The following is a 22,099-nucleotide window of genomic DNA, read 5'->3' on the forward strand; positions in this document are numbered from 1 at the left end:
GAGAGCTGTAGGCAGCTGTTCAATAACGCCCCTGCTTAGAAGTAACCCACAGCAATAATAAGGCTACGACTCTCCATCATCGCATCCCTGACCTCCTTGATTTTAGGTGCCGGAAGAATCGCATAAGAGTCTCTTCAATAGTACGTCAGGCACACGACAGGAGTAATGGGAGGATCTATTTAGTGGCAGACTGACCTCTCTAAGTCATAGCAGCTCCCAAATATTCCGGCCACGCCCCCTCCTTTCAGCGTAAAATCGCCACACCCCACACCTGAGGTTTCCGCTCAGACGAATGGGGTCGAACAAGGACTCACCAACATGGACCGTTTACCCAGCATCCTCCCCGCCTTGGCGCTCTGCCTGTTGCCTCTCGCGCATGCCGATACGCGCCAGCCACAGCCTTGCGACGCAGCATTGCTGGACTCACTGGCCACCCAGTTGGGACAGCGCGGGTGGACGCCCCCTGGCGGGCGCGGCGACGGGAAATTGGTGGCAGCTGCCTGCAAGCCCTGGCCGGATGATCCGGCGTTATCCGTGGTGACCCTGGCTTACCGTGACGCCGAGGACGCGACACCAGCGGGCGAGCGCAATCTCAACTGGCTGGTGGCGAAGGTGGACACGCAGAGCGGGCAATTGCGCGAACGCCATGACGACTACCTTGGCGAAGATGCCGTGCTGGAAATCGATGCAAACAGTCTTTGGCTGGATACCGCGCGCTATCACCTTGCACCAGGCGTTCGCGCCTTCGGCGTGGTGGTGCGCAGTGTCGCGCGCGGGGCGAGCTGTCCGGATGCCGGCGCCAATGACCTGCTGACGCTGCTGGTGCCGGACGGGCCTCAGCTGAGGCCGGTGTTTGCCACCTATCTGTATTCGTGGACGACGGTAAAGGGCGTGGCCTGCGCACTGGATGGTGATTTCGAGTCGGAGCAGGCTGACCTGACGCTGGGCCTTGGGCCGAAGCAAGCCCATGGCTACGCCGACCTGGTGGTAACCGCTCAAGTTCGTGCAGGCTGGCAGGAGCCGGTGCTACGCAGGGTCAGCACCACCGTTCGCTATGACGGCAAGCGCTATCCGTTCGATCAGTTCTCGATGTTCTGGACAAGAGAGCCGCAGCAGTAACGACGAACAGGCAAGAACAAGTCAGCGCCCCACTGCCGTCTAGACTCCTGAGTCTCAACCCACAGTGGGAGACTCAGGATGACCAGCAAGAACACCATCTGCCTCTGGTACGACCGTGACGCGCTGGAGGCTGCGACCTTCTATGCCAAGACCTTTCCCGATAGCGCCGTGCTGGCCGTCCACCATGCTCCCGGCGATTATCCCTCTGGCCAGCAGGGCGATGTGCTGACGGTGGAGTTCAGTGTGATGGGCATTCCCTGCCTGGGCCTCAACGGCGGCCCGGTGTTCCAGCACAACGAGGCTTTCTCGTTTCAGGTCGCCACCGACGATCAGGCCGAGACGGATCGCCTGTGGCACGCAATCATCAACAACGGCGGCCAGGCCAGTGAATGCGGCTGGTGCAAGGACAAATGGGGCATCTCCTGGCAGATCACTCCGCGCATCCTCAGCGCAGCCATCGCCAACCCCGACCGCGCGGCGGCCAAGCGCGCCTTCGAGGCGATGATGACCATGAGCAAGATCGACATCGCCAGGATCGAGGCGGCGCTCAAGGGCTGATGCCGGAACACGAGGCGTGCCGTCAAAGCGCAGCGAAAGCAGCGACGATGGCATCGATCACTGCCCGAACCCGCGCGGTGTGGCGCACGTCCCGATGGGTGACCAGCCAGATGTCATAGGGCGCGTGTTCACGATCCGCCCATAGCCGCACCAGACCGTCGCGCAGGCCCAGAGGCAGCGGCACCTCGCCAATGCCGATGCCGGCAGCCAGGGCTCGGCGCACCATCAAACTCGAGGTGCAGGTCATGGCGATACGCCCGTGGGTGATCGGCTCGGCGCCAAGCGTGACCTCGCGCCCACTGTCCAGGTAGGGCTGATAGAGCACCAGGTCATGACCGGCGAAGGCGGCGCCCGGCTCGGGTATGCCGCGCGCGGCGACATAGTCCGCCGAGGCAAAGGCGGCGCTGCTCCAACGAGCGAGCCGACGCACGATCAGCTCGGGGTTGTCCGGTTTGAGGTTGCGCACGGCGATGTCCGCCTCGCGCTTGTTGAGGTTGAGCAATTGCGTTGAAGCATGCAGCTTGACCTCGATGCCAGGGTGTTCGAGGCGCAGCGCAGCAATGGCCGGCATGATGAAGTCGACGGCGAAGGAGTCGGTGGTGGTGATGCGCACTTCACCGCTCATGCGCTCGTCCATGCCGAGAATGCGGCGCTGTAGATCGGCTGCCGCCGCCTCCATGTCCTGCGCCGCCTTCATCGCCTGCTCTCCCGCACTGGTCAGGCTGTAGCCGGCTGACGTGCGCAGGAACAGAGTGGCATCGAGGGACTGCTCCAGCGAGGCGAGCCGGCGCCCGACCGTGGCCTGATCCACTGCCAGTACGCGAGCCGCACCGCGCAAGGTCTGTTCACGGCACAGGGCAAGAAATACGCGGGCGTCGTCCCAGTTCATCGCAGGCTCTCTCTGATGCATTTTTGCATTGGTGAACGTTAATAACGCTGCGTTATTTCTTCAGTCAAGCCTACTATGATCGTGCCATCTCATTCGATGGCGTCCGCCGGACGCTCAGGGGACGATCATGAACAGCCACACACAGGGCTCGCTGTGGATGCCGATCTGGGCTGGCCTGTGCGCCAGCCTGGTGGGCATCGGCCTGGCCCGCTTCGCCTACACCCCGTTGATCCCATCGCTGATCGAGGCGCAGTGGTTTTCTGCCTCGGCAGTGGTCTACCTGGGCGCCGCCAACCTGGCCGGCTATCTCGTCGGTGCGCTGATCGGCCGGCCGCTGGCCGCGCGTTACTCAAGCGCCGGCGTATTGCGGGCGATGATGCTACTGGTCAGCCTGGCGTTTCTCGCCTGCGCCTGGCCGCTGTCGGTGGCCTGGTTCTTCTCCTGGCGTTTGCTCTCGGGCATCGCCGGTGGCGTGATCATGGTGCTGGCCGCCAGCAGCATCCTGCCGCATGTCGCAGCAGGTCGACGTGGGCTGGCCAGCGGCGCGATCTTCCTCGGTCTGGGCCTGGGCATCGCCGGCTCCGGCACACTGGTGCCGGTATTGCTGGCTCAAGGCCTGGCAATCACCTGGATCGGCCTGGCCGTTGTCGCCCTGCTGCTGACGTTGAGCAGTTGGCGCGGCTGGCCAGACGACCTCGCCCATGCTCCACAACCCGCCGCCCCGCATGCGCCAGCGCAGAGCGCAGGTGGAGTGCGTTTGCTGTTCGCGCAGTACGCGCTGATGGCGACCAGCCTGGTGGCGCCGATGATGTTTCTGGTTGACTACATCAGTCGTGGCCTGGGCGCAGGGAGCCACAGCAGTGCGTTGATCTGGACGCTGTATGGCGTCGGTGCCATCGTCGGCCCGGTGGTATACGGCTACCTGGCCGACCACCTGGGTGCCCGCGCCGCGATACGCCTGGTCCTGCTGATACAGGCCATGGCCCTTGCCGTACTGGTGGAAAGTCGTGACCTGCATGTGCTTGGCGCCGCCGTGCTGGTGATCGGCTCCTTCCCACCCGGCATCGTGCCGCTGGCGTTGGCGCGCGTGCATCAACTGGTGGAGGGCCATGCCCGCCAGAACGCCACCTGGAGCCGCGCTACCATCTCCTTCGCCACCTTCCAGGCGCTGGCCGGCTATGCCTATTCGGCGCTGTTCTCCGCCAGTCAGGAGGACTATCGCCTGCTGTTCACGGTCGCGATTGGCGCAGTGCTGCTGGCCTTGCTGCTAGAACTACCGGCACTGCTGGGCAGCCGCAATGCAACACGTCAGCGGGCCGGGATGAGTGGTTAGCGACTGGCCCTGAGCGATACAGGGCCGAGAGAGCAAACGAGGGGCGCTCAGCGTGAGGCGTTTTTCTTCTGCAGGATCAGCGACGCTTCGTTATAGGCACTCTGGAAGGCGTCGCTGCCGATCCAGGCGATCGCGGCGTCTTCGTCCTCATCGTGGAAGATGCCACGGTAGACGATCAGCAGGCCCATCATGAAATCGGTCGCAGCCTCTTCCGACTCCTCGGCGACCACCAGTTCCAGCACCGGGTATTGCAGGAATATCAGGCACAGAGCGAGCAGGCTGATGCCCTCGCCGGCTTTCATCGCCTGGAACAGGTCATCGAAGTGCGCGGGGTCGAAGCCGTTTTCCTCGATGTCCTTGAAATCGAAGGTACTCAGGTCGAGCTCGACATCATCGAACGGCTCATTGATCAGCGGGTTGGCGAGAATCGGGTGGACGACATTGGCCTGCGCCTTGGGCTTGCCCATGCGGTTCTGCTTGGCCTTGGTCTTGGCCCGTTGGGCGCGCTTCTTCTGTTTGTCTGGGGAGGCCATGGGGCGTTCCTCGTTCGGTACAGCCATGTGCATGGCGCGGAAAGTTCAGGCGCCATTGTATTCAGTCTTGGTCATGGCCTGCGGCTGAATTTGCAGACGCAGAGTCATGCATTGAAGAACGGGCTTGCTTCTTCGACTTCCACCTGTTTTCTTCGGGATGCATGGATGACGAGAGCCTGACCATGACGGACCGCGAACAACTTCATCGGGATGGCTATGCGTTGCTACGCCAGGCGGTTCCTGTAGGGTGGCTGGATCGGTTGTGCAGCGTGTTCGATGCAGGCATCACCCCCTCGGATCAGTGGCCGGTACCGCGCGGCGCCGATTGGCATCACTCACTGCTGGATGACGATGCCATGATTCAGGCCGTGTGCCGCCTGCCGCAACTGCTGGCAGTGGTCGGCGAGTTGATCGGCGAACGTTTCTTCCTCGCTCAGGTGGAGGGCCGCGAGCCACTGGCTGGAGGCGGTCATCAGCGCCTGCATCGCGATCTGTCGGCGCAGCGCCCCGGCGATATCGCCAACGCCATGGTCTACTTCTATGACTATGGCCCGGGCAACGGCGCCACCCGCATCGTCCCGAACAGCCATCGCCCACAACCGGGCGAACCACCAATTGATTTCAACGACGAGTCCCGCTCAGCGCAGCTTGCGGGTGCGGCCGGCGATATCCTGGTGTTCGATGTGGACCTGGTGCACGCCGGCAGCCTGAACCGGCTCGGCATGCGGCGCCGCTCGATCCTGATCAGCTACTTCGCCGAACCACTGTACGTGTCCTATCTGCAGACACGCAGCCTACGGGGGATTCGCATGGACGCGAGCGAGCGCTTCGAACCTGCGGATTTTGCCTTGAGGCAGGTGTGAGCAAAGCGATTACCCGTGTCAGCAGGCAACACTGGCGTCTCTCGCCGGCGGCAAACCGAATAGCCGACGATACTCCCGGCTGAACTGCGACACACTTTCGTAACCCACCGCGAACGCCGCACTGCTGGCGGTGGCGCCCTCCCCTGTCATCAAACGACGCGCCTCGATCAAGCGCAGCTGCTTTTGAAATTGCAGCGGCGTCAGCGACGTCTGCTTGCGAAAGTGCTGATGAAAGGATGAGGTGCTCATGCCCGCCACGGACGCCAGGTGCTCCACCGGCAGCGGCCGGGTGAACTCGGTGCGCAGCACCTTCACTGCCCGCGCGATGCGTTGCGCATGGCCGTCCGGCCAGCCCAGGCGGCTAATTGCCGAGCCGTGACGCCCGGCCAACAACCAATAGTGCAGTTCACGCACCAGCGAGGCATGCAGTACCGCTGCCGAAGCCGGGCGTTCCAGTAGACGCATCAGGCGCAGCGCAGCTTCGGCTACTTCGCTGTCGGTCGGCTCGATCTTTATCGGCGCCTCGTCCGCAATCGGAGTCGCCTTCATCTCCTCCATCAACTCGGTGAGCAGTGCAGGATCGAGGTCGATCACCAGCGAGATGTACGGGACATCGGGACTCGCTTCGATGATCTGACTGACTGTCGGTACATCGGCCGTGATCAACAACGAATCACCCGCGCTGAAGGTGAACGTGCGAGCCCCCATCATGACCTGCTTGCCGCCCTGCAGCACCAGGCAGGCAAGCGGCCGGGTAATCGCGTAATCCAGCCCGCTGGGCTGAAGCGTACGGATGATGGTCAGGCCTGGAATGGGCGTTTGGGCAAGGCCATTGGCATCGGCATGTTGATCCAGATAGCCGCGAACGACCTCCAGCAGCGTTGTGCTCATCAGTGGTTCCTGAGGCGGGTCATGGGCACGTTATTCACCCTTGGAGAAATAGGCAAAAAGCGTCGAGGTTTCGGTAAGGACGGGGTTACCCCACGGCTCACACAATGAAAGCCCCTTCACCAAACAGAGGTTTTTACCATGACCAAGATCGCCATCGTAACTGGCTCCAGCCGTGGCCTCGGCCGTAATACCGCCCTGAATATCGCTCGCCAGGGTAGCGATGTCGTCGTCACCTATCACAGCCAGGCCGATGCCGCGCTGGCCGTGGTCGCCGAAGTCGAAGCACTGGGGCGCAAAGCCGTCGCGCTGCAACTCGATGCCGGCAATGTCACCACCTTCCCTGCCTTCGTGGAGCGACTGCGCCAGGCGCTACGCGACACCTGGCAGCGCGACAGTTTCGATCATCTGGTCAACAACGCCGGGCACGGGGACATGGCTTCGATTGCCGAGACGTCCGAGGCGCAGTTCGACGCACTGGTGAACGTACACTTCAAAGGGGTGTTCTTCCTCACCCAGGCACTGCTGCCGCTGATGGCCGATGGCGCTCGTATCGTCAATATCTCTTCTGGGCTGACACGCATCGCCTACCCGGGCTTTGCGGCCTACTCGGCCGTCAAGGGGGCGGTAGAGGTGCTGAGCGTCTACCTGGCCAAGGAGCTGGGCAGCCGGGGTATCGCAGTCAATACCGTGGCACCCGGCGCGATAGAGACGGACTTTCTCGGCGGCGCCGTACGCGACATGCCGGACCTGAACAAGGTGTTCGCGGACATGACGGCGCTTGGCCGGGTGGGCGTGCCGGACGATATCGGCCCGATGATCGCCAGCCTGCTCGATGAGGAGAATCGCTGGGTCAACGCTCAACGCATCGAGGTATCCGGCGGTCAGACGATCTAAGCGTTGAACGGCACGAAGACGAAACTCATGCAGGCGTGGACAGCCGCGCCTGCATGGCTCCGACCTCTGCGCAGACAGGGCTGCGCCAACAGATGGCGCAGACACATGGCCTGAACTGAAGGTTAAAGTTAGGCTTAACCTGATCACCTGTCGCAGAGAACAGCACGGACATGAAAATCGGCGAACTGGCGCAGCGCACCGGCCTTGCAGCCTCGCGCATCCGCTTCTACGAAAGCATCGGCCTGCTCAAGCTGGTGGAGCGCCAGGCCAACGGCTATCGCAGCTACCCGGAACAAGCCGTGATGGTGCTCAACCTTATCACCACGGCCCAGCAAGCCGGCTTCAGCCTGGACGAGTTGCGCACGCTGCTGCCGCAGGATCTGACGCAATGGCAACACGGCAAGCTGCTCGACACCCTGCAAGCAAAAGTGAAAGACATCGAGGCACTGGAACAGCGCCTGGCCCAGAGCAAGACGCACCTGCTGGCTCTGATCGACGAAATTGAAAGCAAACCGGACGACCTCGACTGCGCCGCCAACGCCAAACGAGTGCTGTCGAAGATGAACCTGGGCGAGCCGAGCGAGACACCCAAGCGCGCCGGCAAGAACAGCAAGCGCGCACAAGGGGTCACTTCGTAGGGCGCGCCACGCGCACCGCCGAAAGGCCGGTACGCTGCGTCAGCCTGCACCAGGTTTATCGCACCCTGACCACCACCTTGCCCTTCGCTCGACCACTGTCGACATAGGCCAACGCCTCGTCGGTGGCCTCGAACGGGAAGACCTTGTCGACCACCGGACGAATCACGCCGCTGTCGATCAACTCAGCCAACCTGGCCAACTGCTCGCCACTGCCGCGCATGAACAGAAAGGCATAGCTGACCCGGCGCTGTGCAGCCCGCTTGCGAATCTTGCGACTGAGCAGCCCCACGATCAGTTGCAGCAGCTTGGGCATGCCGGCGCTCCTGGCGAACGCGGGGTCAGGCGGGCCGGACAGCGTGATCAGCTGGCCACCGGGCCTGAGCACACTCACGGACTGTGCCAGTTCCTCGTCGCCCAGGCTGTGCAGCACCAGGTCGTAGTCACGCAGCGTCTTGGCGAAATCGTCCTTCTTGTAGTCGATGACGAGATCCGCACCGAGGCTTTTCACCAGCGCGACATTGGCGCTGCTGGTGGTAGCCGCGACATATGCGCCCAGGTGCTTGGCCAGCTGGATCGCCAGCGTGCCGACACCGCCAGAGCCAGCATGGATGAAGACTTTCTGCCCTTTGCGCAGTTGGCCCTTCTCCACCAGCGCCTGCCATGCGGTCAGGCCGACCAGGGGGATCGAGGCGGCCTCCTCCATGCTCAAACTGGCCGGTTTCAAGGCGAGGTTGGATTCAGCCACTGCGATGAACTCGGCGAAGGTGCCGATGCGACGGGTATCTGTGCGGGCATAGACCTCATCACCCGGCTTGAAGCCCTGCACCTTGGCGCCAACCTGCGTCACCACCCCGGCCAGATCGTTGCCCAGTACTAATGGCAGGCGCAGCGGCAGGATCCGCTTGAGCGCACCGCTGCGAATTTTCAGGTCCAGCGGATTGATGCTGGCTGCGTGAATCTGCACCAGCACGTCCTGCTCGCCCAGAGTCGGCTCCGGCACGTCGACCAGTCGCACGGGCTCCTGCTTTGAATATCGTTCGATGACAAAGGCTTTCATTGAAATCACCTGGGTTCATTGCGTGAACGGTGGCGCAGAACAACGCCACCGAATGATCGGACGCGGCCGAGCTCAGCGAATCCCCTGAGCCCTGAGCGCAGCCGGCACGAACTCCGACTTGCTCGCCTTGAAACCGAAGGTGATGGGCTGCGCGCTGTTGTAGGTCAGGCCGAACACCAGATAGCGACCGTTGCTGAAGTCGTAGATGGCCTCCCCCGCGTACCAGGGCGTGTCGGCGTAGTCGTACTGCACGTGGAAGCCTTCGGAGAATCGCCACAGCACACCACGGCTGTCGTAGTGCTCGGCCAGGGCGATCTGCCAGGTGTCCTCATCGACATAGAACACGCGCTTGGCGTAGATATGGCGCGTGCCCGGCTTGAGGGTGCCGACCACCTTCCACACGCGGTGCTTCTCGTAGCGCAGGTAGTTCGGATTGAGGTGACCCTTCTCGATCAGTTTGGCCGAGGTCAACTCACGACTGGTCAGACGGTAGTTGTTGTAGGGGATGTAGATTTCCTGCTTGCCTTCGAGCTTCCAGTCGTAGCGATCCGGCGAGCCGGTGTACATGTCGTAGTTGTCGGAGGTACGCAGGCCATCGGCAGCGGTGCCGGGGCCGTCATAGGCGACCTGCGGGGCTCGCCGCACACGACGCTGTCCGGCGTTGTAGAGCCAGGCCAGGCGCGGTTCCTTGACCTGATCAATGGTTTCCTGGACCAGCAGGATATTGCCTGCCAGGCGCGCCGGCGCGGTCACCTTCTGTGTCGAGAAGATCATGATGTTGGCGTCGCTGAGCGGGTCGAAACCGTTGAGGTTTTCCGGCCAGGCCGCGCGGTCTTCGAGCTGGACTTCACTGAAGGAACCGCTCGGCTGAGTGATTACCTGAGTATGGGTGCGCAGCAGGCTTCCGCCACGATAGCGCATGAAGTGATTCCACAGTACCTCCACCCCGCTCTTGGGATGGATGAAGGGGTAATAGCCCTGATAATCGAGCACGCCATTGCCGCCGGGCACCAACCTGGCCGTATCCGCATTCTTTTACGCAGCCGCGTAAACGTGCTCGGGATACTTGGCGGTGCGCCGGGTCTCGTAGACGTCCAGGCGATAGCCCTCCGGATTGCGGCGCAGCTGTTCGATCTGCCCCGGGGTGAGGTTGTCCCGGTAGGTCTCGAGGTTGCTGGCGTCGATGGAGAACTTCACCGGGTCATCGGCGAACGGATCGACGAACTGCTTGCCGATATCGCTCCAGGTCACGCCGCGGTTGAAGCCACCGGTCCAGGCCGGAATGGAACCGTCGGCATTAGCGCCTGCCTCAGCGCCCAGCGGCGTGAACGTGTCTGCTAACGCGAGGTTGGCAGTGACAGCCATGGTGGCCAACAACATCGATGTCACGATGTGCTTAGTCATGAGCCTGCCCTGCCTGCGCCAGTTTGTTCTCGACCAGATCCAACCCCCGGCGAGCCTGGCTGGAACCCAGCGCTTGCGCCTGAAGGAACCAGCTGTGGGCGTATTCCAGCGCTGCCACAGCCTGGCTTTCCTCACTGGCGCGAGCCAAGTAGCAATTGCCTACAGCGACCGCGAGATCCGCCGTGATCAGGCGGTCTTCCAGTTCATTGGTGACGCAGTTGCCGTGGGGTTCGGCCTGCACAGTAGCGACGACGAAAAAAGCCGTCGCAGTCAGAAGCTGCTTGATCATGGGATAGACCTCGGTAGGACACTCGATGACAGGTTCTATTACAGAACCATGCAGTGAGAAATTAGGTGCTATCATGAAACCTGTCAACCGCTTTATTGTCGGCAGCTGCGAACTGCCCCTAACCGGAGACCCCTACGTGGAACGAGTTACCTTCGAGGATCGCAACTGTTCGGTGGCCCGCTCGGTGGATGTCCTGGGCGACTGGTGGAACCTGCTGATCATCCGCGAGCTGCTCTGGGGCGCGACCAAGTTCGATGAATTCCAGCGCAACCTGGAGATTTCCAAGGGCATCCTGTCCAAGCGCCTGAAGCTGCTGCAGGACTACGGCATCGTGGTGAAACACGCCGTTGGCAGCGGCACCGAATACGCCTTGACCGAGAAAGGCCGAGCGCTGCACGTGATCATCATCGCCATGCTGCAGTGGGGAGATACGTGGAACCCGCTGGCCGAGGGCGCGCCGCTGATCCCCGTCAACCGCAAGACCGGAGCGCCGCTGGCCCCGGTACAACTGGCCGATATCAACGGCGAGCCACTCGAACTGAAAGACCTCGGCCTGGTCGTCGGCCCAGGTGCGGATGAGACGACACGTGAGCGCCTGGACAAGCTGCGCCAGGCCGCTCAGCAGAAGGCAGCGGCCAGCCGCTGATCAGCTCAACCCCGGTGCGATCATCTGCACACGAGCGCTCCACTCGGAAAAGCGCAGGCTGACGAAAGCCAGCAACAGAAACAGCAGAGAGGCGATCTGATGCAGCAATAGGGCTCTGCATGAAGCCCCCAGAGATGCACAAAAACGCCCGACCTGGTGATGAGGTCGGGCGCCGGGTCAGGCAACGGGGATGGGGTTGTCGATGATCGACTGGTTGAACTGGTTCACCAGCGCGTGCTCGTTCGGCCCGACATTGGCGCGCAGAGCCGTGATGCCGTCGACGATTACCTCGGTGGTCGCTGTCTCCAGCTTGGCCAGGGTCTCGGCGATGAAGGCATCCAGCGGCATGGCGCGCGGGTCGCCACTCTTGTGGATCAGATCGGTGTCGACCCATGGCGGCGCGATCTCCAGCACCTTGACGCTGGTGTCACGTAGCATGAAGCGCTGCGACAGGCTGTAGGAATGGATGGCCGCCTTGGTCGCCGAGTACAGCGCGGTGACCGCAATCGGGATGAACGCCAGCACCGAGCTGTTGTTGATGACGGTGGCATCCGGCTGGCGCTTGAGGTGCTCGACGAAGGCCGCGCTGACCCGCACCGGGCCGAGCAGGTTGGTGGTCACCAAGCCGACTGCCTTCGCGTCGTCGAGGTCGCCCGAGGCGGCATCGTCGAACGGCATGATGCCGGCGTTGTTGATCACCACGTTGAGATCCGGGTGACGCTCGATCACCTGCTGCGCCACCTGCTTGATCTGCTGCGCATCGTTGATATCCAGCACCACGGTGTCGATGCCTGGGTTGGCGCGGGCGATCTCGTCGAGCAGCGCCTGGCGGCGGCCGGCGATGATCACCTTGTTGCCGCGTTGATGGAAGGCTTCGGCCAGGCCGCGACCGATGCCCGAGGTGCCGCCAGTGATGAAGATGGTATTGCCGCTGAGTTTCATGGTGCTGCTCCTGTCATGAGGGGTCGATCAACACTGGGCGCTGTAGCGCGGCGCAGGCTGGTTGGTGGAAAGCTGGTTGAACATGGCCTTGCGCGCCGCCTCGTAGGTCTGCCATTGGCTGGCGTCGTGCAGCGAGGGAATGGAGATCAGTTCGCCGTTATCGAAGTCGATCAGCGCGGCGTCGACCAGAGCACTGGCCGGCATCACAATGGCCGGGTCGAGGTGTTCCAGCGGCAGGCCGCCGTTGTCCCAGAACTCGGTGGCGGTGGCGCCCGGCAGTACTGCCTGGATGCGCACGCCCTTGTCGGCCAGCTCGTGGTGCAGCGACTGGCTGAAGGCGGTGACGAAGGCCTTGCTGCCGCCGTACACGCCGTTGAGCACTTCTGGGGCGATGCTGACGATGGACGAGATGTTGATGATGGCGCCGTTGCCGCGCTCGACGAAGCCGGGGATAGCCGCGTAGCTCAGGCGCATCAGCGCGGTCACGTTGAGGTCGATCATCCGCGTCATCAGGCCGACATCGCTATCGAGCAGCGGCGTGTGGGTGCCGATGCCGGCGTTGTTGACCAGCAGGGTGATGCTCGCGTCCTGCTTGAGTTTGGCCTCGACGGTGGCCAGGCTGGCGGCGTCGCCCAGGTCGGCCTGCAGCACCTCGACCACGCGCTGGGTGTCGTCGGTGATGCGGCGAGCAAGGTCGTTGAGGCGTTCACGGTTGCGGGCGACCAGTATCAGGTCGTAGCCGCGCTGGGCCAGGCGCTCGGCATACAGGGCGCCGATACCCGAGGATGCGCCAGTGACCAGTGCGGTGCCTTTCGATGCGGTGTTCATGGTGTGTCTCCAAGTACGGTGGGCTTGGGACACATGATGGCGAGGATGGGCAAAGACCTAAATGACGTATACAGTCATGTTTTAGGACACGCCTGATACGAGACCCACCATGCACAGAATCGGCTACCTGCTCTCCGACGACTTCCAGGTGCTGTCGCTGGCCACCCAGACCGTCTTCGAGTACGCCAACGTCGTTGCCGAGACGCCCTTCTATTCCATCGAATTCTTCTCCGTGGCGGGCGGCATCGTGCGCTCGTCCCTGGGCTTGGGTATCGAAACCCGCGCGCTGAACAACCCCAGCCTGGCCGACACCTGGATGATCGCCGGGGTCAACAAGCCGTTGGAAACGCCACCGAGTGAGGCCGCCCTGACTTTCGTGCTCCAGGCCGGACAGCAGGCACGCCGCGTCGCCGGCATCTGCACCGGCGGGTTCGTGCTGGCCCAGGCCGGCCTGCTCGATGGCCGCCGCGCGACCACCCACTGGGCCTACGGCGCCGCCCTGCAAAGGCTGTATCCGCAGATCAGCGTCGAGGACGATCGCATCTTCATCATCGATGGCAACGTATGGACGTCTGCCGGCATGACCGCTGGCCTGGATCTGGCACTCGGCATGGTGGAAAAGGATCTCGGCCCTGAAGTGGCGCGCTCGGTGGCGCACAAACTGGTTATGCACCAGCGCCGCTCGGGCGGACAGTCGCAACACTCGGAGATGCTCACTCTCGCGCCGAAATCCGACCGTATCCAGAACGCGCTGAACTACGCCCGGCAGAACCTGCACAAGTCGCTTAGCGTCGAGGAACTGGCCGAAGCCGTGCACCTCAGCCCACGCCAGTTCACCCGTGTGTTTACCGCTGAGACCGGGCAATCTCCGGCCAAGGCCATCGAGCGCCTGCGTCTGGAAGCGGCGCGGGTAATGATCGAACAGAGCCGCCATTCGCTGGACGTGATCGCCAAGGAAACCGGCTTTCGCGATCGCCGCCATATGCGCGAGGTGTTCATTCGCGGCTTCGGCATCCCGCCCCAGGCGATACGCCGCGATGTGCGTGGCGTGAAGGCCTGAGCGAAGCACACGAACAGCCATTGACATTAAAGTGAACTTTAAAGTTAAGGTCGCTGCACCTTCAGTCGAGAAAGCGCCCATGAACCTGTTCGATCCCCTTGCCCTGCCCAACGGCTCGACCATTCCCAACCGCATCGCCAAGGCGGCCATGGAAGAGAACATGGCGGATGCCGACCACGCACCGTCCGAGCACCTGATTCGCCTCTACCAGGCCTGGGCCGACGGTGGCGCGGGTCTGCTGATCAGCGGCAACGTGATGGTCGACAGCCGCGCCATGACCGGCCCCGGCGGCGTGGTACTGGACGACGACGCGCAACTGGCCCGCTTCGAGCGTTGGGCACGCGTCGGCCGCGCCAAGGGCGCGCAATTCTGGCTGCAGATCAACCATCCCGGCCGGCAGATGCAAGCCAACCTGGGCCAGCCGACCTGGGCGCCTTCGGCCGTAGCACTGGAGCTGGGCAATCTGTCCAAGCGTTTCGCCACGCCGCAGGAAATGACTCCGGCGGTTATTGAAGAAGTGATCGAACGCTTCGCTCGCACCGCGCAGTTGGGCGAGCAGGCCGGCTTTACCGGGGTGGAAATCCACGCTGCGCATGGCTATCTGCTCAGCCAATTCCTCTCGCCACTAAGCAACCAGCGCAACGATGAATGGGGCGGCACATTGGAAAACCGCGCACGCCTGCTGCTGGAGATCGTCAAGGCAGTGCGTGCAGTGGTGTCGCCGAGCTTCGCCGTGGCGGTCAAGCTCAACTCGGCGGACTTCCAGCGCGGCGGCTTCAGCGCCGAGGACGCGCAGCAGGTGGTACGCCTGCTCGACGGCCTGGGGGTGGATCTGGTCGAGTTGTCCGGCGGTAGCTACGAGGCGCCAGCCATGCAGGGCCAGGCTCGCGACGGCCGCACCTTGGCGCGCGAAGCCTACTTTCTGGAATTCGCCCGTGAGATTCGCGCCGTGGCGAGCATGCCGATCATGGTCACCGGTGGCATCCGCCGTGCACCGGTTGCACAGCAGGTGATGGATAGCGGCATCGAGATGGTCGGCATCGGCACGGCTCTGGCAATCGCCCCGAACCTGCCACGCGACTGGCAGCTCGGCCTTGGCAGTGCCCCTCAGTTGCCGCCAATCACCTGGAATAACAAGGTACTGGCCTCGCTGGCGAACATGGCAGTGGTCAAGTACCAGTTGCACCAGCTTAGCCAGGGCCGGGACTCCCAGCCCGGCGTATCCCCACTGTGGGCACTGGTGACGCAGCAGGTGAAAGACATCTTCCGCACTCGCCAATATCGGCGCTGGATGGCGCGGCGACAGGCGAGCTGAAGGACAACCGAGCAGTACGTCTATTCAGGTTTCTGGCAAACGACCTCGACGTTGATACCGTCGGGGTCGAAGACATAAGCGGCGTAGTAATGATCGTGATAGCGGTGCCTGATGCCAGGTACACCGTTATCACGACCACCTGCCCTCAGCGCCTCGCGATGAAAGGCATCGACCAGTGCTCGCTCGTCGACCTTAAAAGCGATGTGGCTGCCTTTGCCTGGCTCTTCCTTATCGTGAAGCCAGAGGCAAGGGTAGCCATCCACACCGAGCCCATGCCTGGTTCCACCGGTGCGAGTGCGTTCGGGGCCTACGGTGATGATTCTCTTCATACCTAAGGGAGCCAGGGCAAGTTCGTAGAATCGACAGGACGCCGCAGCATCCCTCACGGCGAGTTCGACATGGTCAAGAATGCTCATCGATACGTCCTCCTTCATGGATTTTCTAGCGCCGCTCGATCCCAGCGATCATTTGTGCGCCTCTCTCGATCAATGCCCGTGTTGCCAACTCTTGTAGACGAACTCCAGGCTATAGCCATCCAGATCACGGACATTGGCGGCGTAGTAGCGAGGGTCGTAGTGCAGTCGAGCACCAGGCGCGCCGGCGTCCTTGGCGCCTGCGGCCAACGCGGCAGCGTATGCAGCATCGACAGCATCCCGGCTATCAGCAACGAAACCGACATGCACGGCCCGGTTGTCGACCGCGCCCTCGCGCAGCCAGAAAAACATTCGCCCATCTGCACCGAAGCCCTTGAGATCAGGATGCCCAGACGGGCCGCTCTTACCGTCGTAATCGAGCCGGTTACGGATACCGAGCGGAGCCAGTACCTGTGAGTAGAACCACACCGCGGCATCGACGTCCTTCACCGAAAGAAAAATATGATCGAGCATTTCGCCACTCCGTTCAGATGATGTAACCGCCAGCCACTTCGATGGACTGGCCATTGATCCAAGCGCCGTCGGCTGTCAGCAACATGGCGATAACACGTGCGACCTCCTCAGGTTCGCCGATGCGTCCCAGGGCTGTCTGACCCGCGAGCAAGGCCTCGAACTCTGCGTTCATTCCACCGCCCAATTCAGTACGCACAGGCCCCGGGGAAACGGCGTTGACGCGAATGCGGCGTTCACCGAACTCTTTGGCCATATAGCGCGTGAGCACCTCCAGCCCTGCCTTGAAGGCGGCATAAGGCGCGACGCCTACTGTCGCCACGCGGGTGGTTGCACTGGTGACGTTGACGATGCTTGCCCCCTCCTGCAGCAAAGGCAGCAGGGTTTGCGTCAAGAAAAATGGTCCCTTCAGATGCACGTTCAGCAGGCCGTCGAATTGCGCCTGGGTGACGCTCTCGATAGGGTTGAACAGTCCATAGCCGGCGTTGTTGACCAACCCCACCAGTTCACCTGCTTGAAACTTGCGGGCCAGGACACCCACCACCTCATCGCGAAATGCCTGAAAGCTGTCCATCGCACTGACGTCGAGTTTCAACGCCACAGCGCTGCCACCTTCAGCCTGTATCTGCTCAACAACATCGGCAGCACGCTGTGGGTGTCCGTTGTAAGTCAGGATCACACCCAGGCCGCGACGGGCGCATTCGATTGCCGTGCTGGCACCGATGCCTCGACTTCCACCTGTAATGACGACTGTGTTCATCTCGATAGCTCCCTCGTTTGGATGCGCAAACGATAGGGAACTGGCTCGGATAGCACCCAACCATTACTGGCAGATTCCAGCCTATTTCTGCTTTTGTCTTGTGAATACAATCAAGCCAGGCTCAAATGGCGGCATGAATGATCAGCTCGAAGAACTACGCCAACTTACCGCTCACGCCGAGAATCGACGCACTGATACGGGTATTCCGCGCGTAGCCATGGTTCAGGGCGAAATACCCGAGCACCAGTTGGCAGCGGTCTACGACCCCATGGTCAACCTGATACTGCGCGGCAGCAAGTCGATATCCATTGGCGGCAAGACGCTGCACTACGACCCCGCTACCTATTTTGTGATGTCTGTAGACCTACCCGCTGCGGGGCGCGTACATGCCGATGAATCCGGCGCGCCTTATCTGGCAGTCGCCCTGTCACTCGATGCCAAGGTCATTGCCGACCTGCTGTACGATCTGCCTGATCCTCTCAGGCGAGACCAGGAGCACAAGGCCTTCTCCGTTGCCAAGGTAACCCGCGAATTACTGGACGCCTGGGTGCGCATGCTGCGTCTGATGCAACGTCCAGAAGAAATCGCTGCACTCGCCCCAGCCTACGAACGCGAGATTCTCTATCGCGTGCTGCAGGGACCGATGGGCTGGATGTTGCACGACATCGTCTCTCCCGATAGCGCACTGGCTCGGATCAATACGGCGATTCAGCGAATCCGCCAGGACTACGCCCAGCCGCTGCGTATACACGAACTGGCCGCACGCTCCGCCATGAGCGTGTCGGCCTTCCACCGACACTTCAAAAGCGTCACTGCGCTCAGCCCACTGCAATACCAAAAGCAGATCCGCCTGCTGCAAGCACGCACACTCCTGCTTACAGCTGGTCGTAGCGTGACCGCCGCAGCGCATGAGGTGGGCTACGAGAGCCCGACCCAATTTGGCCGGGAATACACCCGCGAGTTCGGCGTATCACCGGGCAGGGATACGGCAAGAATTGTCCAGCAGATGAAAACGGACTAATCACTTGCTGGCCTGGCGACTGCACAAACGCGGCCTGGCGAGTTCAAAACTCCAGCACCTCACCATCCTGCGGTATCAGCAACTCGACCTGCGCACGGGCAGCGGCCTCGGCCAAGCCCACACGGCTGACCGGGCAGTGGCTGATGGCTTCCAGGTGATTGGCAATGACTACCTTGCCACTCAAGCGGGCGAACTCGATCACCTCGTCGACACCCATGATGATGTCGCTACCCAGGTCGAAACGCGCCCCACCTGCCGGTACCACGCTGATGGCTGGACGGTGCTCGCGTACACAGGCGCGCACCTCGTCGGTGAGCAGGGTATCGCCGGCCAGATAAAGGCTTGGCTCGCCCGGTATCTCGATCAGAAAACCCACACCGTGCTCCATCAGGCGCCCCACCAGACCCCGGCCATGGGTGCAGCGGATGGTGCGGATAAGCCCGCCGAGAAACGGACCGGGGAATTCATGTTCCGGCAATAGCGGCCGGACGTTCAGGCCGCGCTGCGCCAGGTAGTCCACATCATGTGGCGTGCAGATCACCGGAATCTTGCGTTCGCGCAGCCATCTCACGCCTGCACGATCCAGATGATCGAAATGGCCTTTCTGGCAATGAGTGATCAGGCAGTGGGTGACCGACTCCAAGTCGGTGCGAGCACTGACTGGCAGCTCGACCAGCGGATTACGCTGACGGGCGCCGAACAACCGCAGCGGTGGCAAGGCGCCTTGGCGAGCCAACATGGGGTCGACCAGAACGCGGTGCTGGCCGAACTCGACGATGATGGTGGCGTTACGCAGCTGCTGAATCTTCATGAAAAGCCCTCGAGTTCTGAGGGGCCCATGCTGCCTATCCGGCTTCAGGGCAATAATGGCAGTATTGGACATCTTCGATTCATTTCAGGCCATCCACTCATGCGCGTTGGTTTGCTGCTGTATCCCGATTGCATGCCGGCCGGGCTGTTCGCCTTCGCCGACCTGCTGCACGCGGCCAATCGCCGAAGTGGACGACAACTGTTCGAGGCTCGCTATATCGCCCAGCGTGCCGGGCCAGTGGCATGCGCCCATGGGATGAGCCTGCAGGCGAGCGCCGCGCTCGATCCGCGTGAATTCGATGCTTTGCTGATTCCGGGCTTCTGGGCCGAGTCGGCGGAGCAGGCAGAGGCAGCACTGGCTGACAATGTCGCGCTGATCAAAGCGCTGTCGTCCGTCGGTAAACGCGTGCAGCTATGGAGTTACTGCACCGGCGTTGGCCTGCTTGCGGCCAGCGGCCGCTTGAACGGCCAGGCGGCAACGGTGACTTGGTGGCTGGCGGATGCGATGCGTGAACGCTTCGCGCGGGTGCGCTGGCAGAGCGAGAGCAGTTGCGTGTTCGCCGTGGGCGTAGCCACTGCATCCGGAGTGAACGGCTACTTGCCCATCGCTCAGGGGGTGATCGAGCGACACCTCAGTGAGCAGTCCTTCAGGGACATCAGTCAGCTTATGGTGCTGCCCCGTCCGGCCGTCCCGCACAGTGCGTTTCAGGGCGCCAGCCTGATGCAGCAGCCCGTGGGCCTATTACGCCGCCTGCATGCACTGATCGAGCAAACGCCTGCCGAGCAACTGACGGTGCAGGCGCTGGCCGACAAACTGGCGATGTCCGAACGCACCCTGGCGCGCAAGGTAAGCGCGCAAACCGGTGAGCCAGTGGCGAGCTATGCGCGGCGCATCAAGCTCTACCAACTCAGCGAACGCCTGGCCATGACCTCGTCGCCGCTAAGTACCTTGAGCGCTGAATTGGGTTTCAGTAGCCCGGCCAATCTGCGGCGTATGTTCAAGGCCCTGACCGGGCTGACACCTGCGCAATATCGCCAGCAGTATGGGCGTCAGTAATTCAGGGTGACCGGAACCAGTGTTTTCGGTGCCAGATCACCGCCAAATATTTCAAGATAATTCAAAACGTCCCAGAGAGGAAACGACCAAACGAAAATTACGCCGTTCGTTGCATTAAAGGAACAGTCCTTTGCAAAATTCCCGGTTTAATAAGCTTGCTAACGAGGCGTATAAACGAACTGCGACATTTAGCCGCATTCGTATTACGAGGAGACAAGCATGAACGTGATCGTGCACGAACGTGACAGCGAACATCTTTCCCGTGAAGCCCGTGCCATGGGGTTGGTGGCCTGGGATGTGATTCAGAATGGAGAGCTGGTCGGTATCTTCCCGTCCCAGGACGAAGCCGATGCCTACCGCAAAGTACTTGAAGACGCACAACCGCAAGGATAAGCACAGGCTGCTGCCGTTTCCTGCGAAACGGCAGCAGCTTGCGACGAGGTCGTTCCGCTCCCCGAGCGACTCCTGGCGACAGTGGCGCCGGCGACATCTTTCGATGATCTGACATAAAGGTAATCGAGACGACCGCCACTCTGGCGCAGCTGGGCTAATCTCACCTCCGGGAAAGGGGATTTCCGGGGTGCAGTGATGTATGAAAATCGATTCGATCCCACGCCCGTGGTTCTGATCGTCGACGATCAACCCACCGACGTCAGGATTTTGCAGGAGGCCGTTGGCGAGCTGGCACAGGTGCATATTGCCAACGATGGTCGCATGGCGCTGGAAGTGGCGCGGTTCTGCAGGCCCGACGTGGTACTGCTAGATATCGAGATGCCTGGCATGAGCGGCTTCGAGCTATGCCGCCTGATCAAGGCCGACGCCAAGCTGTGCGATGCAGCGATTCTTTTCGTGAGCGCCCATACGCAGACGGAGAACGAAATCCAGGCGCTGGATCAAGGCGGCATCGATTTCATCCAGAAGCCGCTGAGCATCCCAGTAGCCCGAGCCCACGTCCGCGCCCACCTCAATCTGCGCACCGAGGCCAAGCGTCTGGCCTACTTCGATGCACTGACCGGCCTGCCCAATCGCATGCTGTTGCGTGATCGGGCCGAGCAGATGCTGCAGAAGGCCCGGCGCAACGGTGCCAGTCTCGCCCTGCTGTTGCTCGACCTGGACAATTTCAAGGGCATCAACGACTCATTGGGACACTCCGTGGGCGACCTTATCCTCAAGGAAGTCGGCCGACGGCTGAATGACACGTCACGCCAGGTGGACACCGTCAGCCGCCAGGGTGGGGATGAATTCGTGATTCTGGTGAACGATGTACAGCGCTCCGAGACCATCAGTGACTATGTCGAGCGTCTGCTGCAGATCATCGCCTTGCCCATGAGCATCGCCGGCAATCGCTACGATGTCACCGCCTGTGTCGGCATCAGCGTATTCCCTGTCGATGGCACGGACCTCGAAGCCCTCTATCGTCAGGCCGATGCCGCGATGTACCAGGCCAAGCAGGAAGGCCGAAATCGCTACCGCTTCTTTTCCCACAGCATCGAAAGCCAGGCTCGAGCCCGCCACCTGCTGGAGAGCCATATGCGCAGCGCCCTTGAGTCGGGCGTCTTCGAGGTGTTCTACCAACTGCGCTTCGACGTCCGTGACGAGCGCAGCTGCGGCATGGAGGCGCTGATTCGCTGGCGCCGAGACGAGGGTGAGTTGATCTCGCCAGCGGCGTTCATCCCGTTGGCCGAAGAGACCGGGCTGATCGTGCCGATCGGCAAGCAGGTGCTGCACAAGGCCTGCAGCGACGCCAAGCAGTTGCTCGACATGGGCCAGCGTCTCTGCGTCGGCGTCAATATCTCGATGGTGCAATTTCGCGAAGAATCCTTCCTCGACATGATCAAGAAGGTGCTCCATGACACGGGGCTGCCGCCCGAACTGCTCGAACTGGAAATCACCGAGGGCGTGCTCGCACGCGACGTCGAGCAAGCACGCCGGCTACTTGAGGCCTTGAAAGAAATGGGCGTACGCATCGCCATCGACGATTTCGGTACCGGCTATTCGAGCCTTTCCTACTTGAAGAAGTTACCCATCGACGTGCTTAAGATCGATCAGAGCTTCGTTCGGGACATGCTCACTGACCACAGTGACGCGGCCATCATCGAAGCCATCGTGCGCATGGGCCAGGCTCTGGGTCTGGAGTTGGTGGCCGAAGGAGTGGAAAGCGAAAAGCAGTCAAGACAGTTGCTCGCCTTGGGCTGCGAGTTGATGCAGGGCTTTCATTACTGTCGACCCATGCCTTTCGAGCAGTTGTGTACCTTCATGGGTCTGACAACTGTCTGCGAGCACCAATGAGCCAAAGGAAACCAACGTT

Annotated in this window: 24 protein-coding genes and 1 pseudogene; 13 read left to right on the forward strand and 12 right to left on the reverse strand. The window is 61.9% G+C overall.

The window, feature by feature from the left end; all coding sequences use genetic code 11:
* Window positions 1-318: 318 nt before the first annotated feature.
* Window positions 319-1,119, forward strand: coding sequence for a PA3715 family protein (locus tag CDO35_RS15625; protein ID WP_099525613.1), 801 nt, complete (start codon window positions 319-321; stop codon window positions 1,117-1,119).
* Window positions 1,120-1,197: 78 nt separating this feature from the next.
* Window positions 1,198-1,677, forward strand: coding sequence for a VOC family protein (locus CDO35_RS15630; RefSeq protein WP_099525614.1), 480 nt, complete (start codon window positions 1,198-1,200; stop codon window positions 1,675-1,677).
* A 22-nt stretch (window positions 1,678-1,699) separates the two neighbouring features.
* Here the strand turns inward: CDO35_RS15630 and CDO35_RS15635 are convergent, their stop codons facing one another.
* Window positions 1,700-2,566 carry a LysR family transcriptional regulator gene (locus CDO35_RS15635; RefSeq protein ID WP_099525615.1) on the reverse strand — a complete coding sequence of 289 codons (867 nt, stop codon included), beginning with the start codon at window positions 2,564-2,566 and terminating at the stop codon, window positions 1,700-1,702.
* A 127-nt stretch (window positions 2,567-2,693) separates the two neighbouring features.
* On the opposite strand from CDO35_RS15635, the gene CDO35_RS15640 reads away from it, so the two are divergent.
* Window positions 2,694-3,899, forward strand: coding sequence for a YbfB/YjiJ family MFS transporter (locus tag CDO35_RS15640; RefSeq protein ID WP_099525616.1), 1,206 nt, complete (start codon window positions 2,694-2,696; stop codon window positions 3,897-3,899).
* 47 nt (window positions 3,900-3,946) lie between these two features.
* On the opposite strand, the gene CDO35_RS15645 is transcribed toward CDO35_RS15640, so the two are convergent.
* Window positions 3,947-4,432, reverse strand: coding sequence for a hypothetical protein (locus CDO35_RS15645; protein ID WP_099525617.1), 486 nt, complete (start codon window positions 4,430-4,432; stop codon window positions 3,947-3,949).
* Between the two features lie 182 nt (window positions 4,433-4,614).
* Between CDO35_RS15645 and CDO35_RS15650 the strand changes: the two genes are divergently transcribed.
* Window positions 4,615-5,295, forward strand: a complete 681-nt coding sequence (locus CDO35_RS15650) for a phytanoyl-CoA dioxygenase family protein (RefSeq protein ID WP_208019968.1) — start codon at window positions 4,615-4,617, stop codon at window positions 5,293-5,295.
* A gap of 18 nt (window positions 5,296-5,313) precedes the next feature.
* On the opposite strand, the gene CDO35_RS15655 is transcribed toward CDO35_RS15650, so the two are convergent.
* Window positions 5,314-6,186: an AraC family transcriptional regulator gene (locus CDO35_RS15655; RefSeq protein ID WP_099525619.1), complete on the reverse strand. Its 873-nt coding sequence runs from the start codon at window positions 6,184-6,186 to the stop codon at window positions 5,314-5,316.
* Between the two features lie 138 nt (window positions 6,187-6,324).
* Between CDO35_RS15655 and CDO35_RS15660 the strand changes: the two genes are divergently transcribed.
* Both CDO35_RS15660 and CDO35_RS15665 read left to right on the forward strand, forming a co-directional pair.
* Window positions 6,325-7,080: an SDR family NAD(P)-dependent oxidoreductase gene (locus tag CDO35_RS15660; RefSeq protein WP_099525620.1), complete on the forward strand. Its 756-nt coding sequence runs from the start codon at window positions 6,325-6,327 to the stop codon at window positions 7,078-7,080.
* A gap of 170 nt (window positions 7,081-7,250) precedes the next feature.
* Window positions 7,251-7,718 (forward strand): MerR family transcriptional regulator, encoded by a 468-nt coding sequence (locus tag CDO35_RS15665; RefSeq protein WP_099525621.1) that lies wholly within the window; start codon window positions 7,251-7,253, stop codon window positions 7,716-7,718.
* 55 nt (window positions 7,719-7,773) lie between these two features.
* Here the strand turns inward: CDO35_RS15665 and CDO35_RS15670 are convergent, their stop codons facing one another.
* The 3 genes and pseudogenes from CDO35_RS15670 to CDO35_RS15680 form a co-directional block, all read right to left on the reverse strand.
* Window positions 7,774-8,775, reverse strand: a complete 1,002-nt coding sequence (locus tag CDO35_RS15670) for an NADP-dependent oxidoreductase (protein WP_166432417.1) — start codon at window positions 8,773-8,775, stop codon at window positions 7,774-7,776.
* A 72-nt stretch (window positions 8,776-8,847) separates the two neighbouring features.
* Window positions 8,848-10,155: pseudogene (locus CDO35_RS15675) on the reverse strand (DUF1329 domain-containing protein).
* Between the two features lie 16 nt (window positions 10,156-10,171).
* The gene (locus CDO35_RS15680; RefSeq protein WP_099525623.1) at window positions 10,172-10,468 is read right to left on the reverse strand and encodes a hypothetical protein; all 297 of its coding nucleotides are present in this window, start codon (window positions 10,466-10,468) and stop codon (window positions 10,172-10,174) included.
* Window positions 10,469-10,604: 136 nt separating this feature from the next.
* Between CDO35_RS15680 and CDO35_RS15685 the strand changes: the two genes are divergently transcribed.
* The gene (locus tag CDO35_RS15685; RefSeq protein WP_099525624.1) at window positions 10,605-11,114 is read left to right on the forward strand and encodes a winged helix-turn-helix transcriptional regulator; all 510 of its coding nucleotides are present in this window, start codon (window positions 10,605-10,607) and stop codon (window positions 11,112-11,114) included.
* 177 nt (window positions 11,115-11,291) lie between these two features.
* Here CDO35_RS15685 and CDO35_RS15690 read toward each other — a convergent pair whose 3' ends face one another.
* Window positions 11,292-12,056 carry an SDR family oxidoreductase gene (locus tag CDO35_RS15690; protein ID WP_099525625.1) on the reverse strand — a complete coding sequence of 255 codons (765 nt, stop codon included), beginning with the start codon at window positions 12,054-12,056 and terminating at the stop codon, window positions 11,292-11,294.
* 27 nt (window positions 12,057-12,083) lie between these two features.
* Complete coding sequence (locus CDO35_RS15695) at window positions 12,084-12,884, reverse strand: SDR family NAD(P)-dependent oxidoreductase (RefSeq protein WP_099525626.1); 801 nt, start codon at window positions 12,882-12,884, stop codon at window positions 12,084-12,086.
* Between the two features lie 109 nt (window positions 12,885-12,993).
* Between CDO35_RS15695 and CDO35_RS15700 the strand changes: the two genes are divergently transcribed.
* Both CDO35_RS15700 and CDO35_RS15705 read left to right on the forward strand, forming a co-directional pair.
* Window positions 12,994-13,944, forward strand: coding sequence for a GlxA family transcriptional regulator (locus CDO35_RS15700; RefSeq protein WP_099525627.1), 951 nt, complete (start codon window positions 12,994-12,996; stop codon window positions 13,942-13,944).
* 79 nt (window positions 13,945-14,023) lie between these two features.
* Window positions 14,024-15,259, forward strand: coding sequence for an NADH:flavin oxidoreductase/NADH oxidase family protein (locus CDO35_RS15705; protein ID WP_099525628.1), 1,236 nt, complete (start codon window positions 14,024-14,026; stop codon window positions 15,257-15,259).
* A 20-nt stretch (window positions 15,260-15,279) separates the two neighbouring features.
* Here the strand turns inward: CDO35_RS15705 and CDO35_RS15710 are convergent, their stop codons facing one another.
* From CDO35_RS15710 to CDO35_RS15720, 3 genes are all read right to left on the reverse strand, one after another.
* Window positions 15,280-15,675 carry a VOC family protein gene (locus CDO35_RS15710; protein WP_099525629.1) on the reverse strand — a complete coding sequence of 132 codons (396 nt, stop codon included), beginning with the start codon at window positions 15,673-15,675 and terminating at the stop codon, window positions 15,280-15,282.
* 69 nt (window positions 15,676-15,744) lie between these two features.
* Window positions 15,745-16,146 carry a VOC family protein gene (locus tag CDO35_RS15715; protein WP_099525630.1) on the reverse strand — a complete coding sequence of 134 codons (402 nt, stop codon included), beginning with the start codon at window positions 16,144-16,146 and terminating at the stop codon, window positions 15,745-15,747.
* 13 nt (window positions 16,147-16,159) lie between these two features.
* Window positions 16,160-16,903 carry an SDR family NAD(P)-dependent oxidoreductase gene (locus tag CDO35_RS15720; RefSeq protein ID WP_099525631.1) on the reverse strand — a complete coding sequence of 248 codons (744 nt, stop codon included), beginning with the start codon at window positions 16,901-16,903 and terminating at the stop codon, window positions 16,160-16,162.
* A gap of 133 nt (window positions 16,904-17,036) precedes the next feature.
* On the opposite strand from CDO35_RS15720, the gene CDO35_RS15725 reads away from it, so the two are divergent.
* Window positions 17,037-17,924 carry an AraC family transcriptional regulator gene (locus CDO35_RS15725; RefSeq protein ID WP_099525632.1) on the forward strand — a complete coding sequence of 296 codons (888 nt, stop codon included), beginning with the start codon at window positions 17,037-17,039 and terminating at the stop codon, window positions 17,922-17,924.
* 43 nt (window positions 17,925-17,967) lie between these two features.
* Here CDO35_RS15725 and CDO35_RS15730 read toward each other — a convergent pair whose 3' ends face one another.
* Entirely contained in the window at window positions 17,968-18,735 is a 768-nt protein-coding gene (locus CDO35_RS15730; RefSeq protein WP_099525633.1) for an MBL fold metallo-hydrolase, read from the reverse strand.
* A 99-nt stretch (window positions 18,736-18,834) separates the two neighbouring features.
* Between CDO35_RS15730 and CDO35_RS15735 the strand changes: the two genes are divergently transcribed.
* The 3 genes from CDO35_RS15735 (at window position 18,835) to CDO35_RS15740 (ending at window position 22,080) form a co-directional block, all read left to right on the forward strand.
* Window positions 18,835-19,791 (forward strand): GlxA family transcriptional regulator, encoded by a 957-nt coding sequence (locus CDO35_RS15735; RefSeq protein ID WP_243699098.1) that lies wholly within the window; start codon window positions 18,835-18,837, stop codon window positions 19,789-19,791.
* A gap of 219 nt (window positions 19,792-20,010) precedes the next feature.
* Window positions 20,011-20,184, forward strand: a complete 174-nt coding sequence (locus CDO35_RS22940; protein WP_166432418.1) for a hypothetical protein — start codon at window positions 20,011-20,013, stop codon at window positions 20,182-20,184.
* Between the two features lie 195 nt (window positions 20,185-20,379).
* Entirely contained in the window at window positions 20,380-22,080 is a 1,701-nt protein-coding gene (locus CDO35_RS15740; RefSeq protein ID WP_099525635.1) for a putative bifunctional diguanylate cyclase/phosphodiesterase, read from the forward strand.
* The last annotated feature ends 19 nt before the right edge of the window (window positions 22,081-22,099 follow it).

It is taken from the genome of Pseudomonas sediminis, from assembly GCF_002741105.1.
Taxonomy (GTDB): domain Bacteria; phylum Pseudomonadota; class Gammaproteobacteria; order Pseudomonadales; family Pseudomonadaceae; genus Aquipseudomonas; species Aquipseudomonas sediminis.

Excerpts from the sequence above, each read along its gene's own strand:
- CDO35_RS15625 (WP_099525613.1), top strand. The coding sequence starts at position 319 with ATGGACCGTTTACCCAGCATCCTCCCCGCCTTGGCGCTCTGCCTGTTG.
- CDO35_RS15630 (WP_099525614.1), top strand. The coding sequence starts at position 1,198 with ATGACCAGCAAGAACACCATCTGCCTCTGGTACGACCGTGACGCGCTG.
- CDO35_RS15635 (WP_099525615.1), bottom strand. The coding sequence starts at position 2,566 with ATGAACTGGGACGACGCCCGCGTATTTCTTGCCCTGTGCCGTGAACAG.
- CDO35_RS15640 (WP_099525616.1), top strand. The coding sequence starts at position 2,694 with ATGAACAGCCACACACAGGGCTCGCTGTGGATGCCGATCTGGGCTGGC.
- CDO35_RS15645 (WP_099525617.1), bottom strand. The coding sequence starts at position 4,432 with ATGGCCTCCCCAGACAAACAGAAGAAGCGCGCCCAACGGGCCAAGACC.
- CDO35_RS15650 (WP_208019968.1), top strand. The coding sequence starts at position 4,615 with ATGACGGACCGCGAACAACTTCATCGGGATGGCTATGCGTTGCTACGC.
- CDO35_RS15655 (WP_099525619.1), bottom strand. The coding sequence starts at position 6,186 with ATGAGCACAACGCTGCTGGAGGTCGTTCGCGGCTATCTGGATCAACAT.
- CDO35_RS15660 (WP_099525620.1), top strand. The coding sequence starts at position 6,325 with ATGACCAAGATCGCCATCGTAACTGGCTCCAGCCGTGGCCTCGGCCGT.
- CDO35_RS15665 (WP_099525621.1), top strand. The coding sequence starts at position 7,251 with ATGAAAATCGGCGAACTGGCGCAGCGCACCGGCCTTGCAGCCTCGCGC.
- CDO35_RS15670 (WP_166432417.1), bottom strand. The coding sequence starts at position 8,775 with ATGAAAGCCTTTGTCATCGAACGATATTCAAAGCAGGAGCCCGTGCGA.
- CDO35_RS15680 (WP_099525623.1), bottom strand. The coding sequence starts at position 10,468 with ATGATCAAGCAGCTTCTGACTGCGACGGCTTTTTTCGTCGTCGCTACT.
- CDO35_RS15690 (WP_099525625.1), bottom strand. The coding sequence starts at position 12,056 with ATGAAACTCAGCGGCAATACCATCTTCATCACTGGCGGCACCTCGGGC.
- CDO35_RS15695 (WP_099525626.1), bottom strand. The coding sequence starts at position 12,884 with ATGAACACCGCATCGAAAGGCACCGCACTGGTCACTGGCGCATCCTCG.
- CDO35_RS15700 (WP_099525627.1), top strand. The coding sequence starts at position 12,994 with ATGCACAGAATCGGCTACCTGCTCTCCGACGACTTCCAGGTGCTGTCG.
- CDO35_RS15705 (WP_099525628.1), top strand. The coding sequence starts at position 14,024 with ATGAACCTGTTCGATCCCCTTGCCCTGCCCAACGGCTCGACCATTCCC.
- CDO35_RS15710 (WP_099525629.1), bottom strand. The coding sequence starts at position 15,675 with ATGAGCATTCTTGACCATGTCGAACTCGCCGTGAGGGATGCTGCGGCG.
- CDO35_RS15715 (WP_099525630.1), bottom strand. The coding sequence starts at position 16,146 with ATGCTCGATCATATTTTTCTTTCGGTGAAGGACGTCGATGCCGCGGTG.
- CDO35_RS15720 (WP_099525631.1), bottom strand. The coding sequence starts at position 16,903 with ATGAACACAGTCGTCATTACAGGTGGAAGTCGAGGCATCGGTGCCAGC.
- CDO35_RS15725 (WP_099525632.1), top strand. The coding sequence starts at position 17,037 with ATGAATGATCAGCTCGAAGAACTACGCCAACTTACCGCTCACGCCGAG.
- CDO35_RS15730 (WP_099525633.1), bottom strand. The coding sequence starts at position 18,735 with ATGAAGATTCAGCAGCTGCGTAACGCCACCATCATCGTCGAGTTCGGC.
- CDO35_RS15735 (WP_243699098.1), top strand. The coding sequence starts at position 18,835 with ATGCGCGTTGGTTTGCTGCTGTATCCCGATTGCATGCCGGCCGGGCTG.
- CDO35_RS22940 (WP_166432418.1), top strand. The coding sequence starts at position 20,011 with ATGAACGTGATCGTGCACGAACGTGACAGCGAACATCTTTCCCGTGAA.
- CDO35_RS15740 (WP_099525635.1), top strand. The coding sequence starts at position 20,380 with ATGTATGAAAATCGATTCGATCCCACGCCCGTGGTTCTGATCGTCGAC.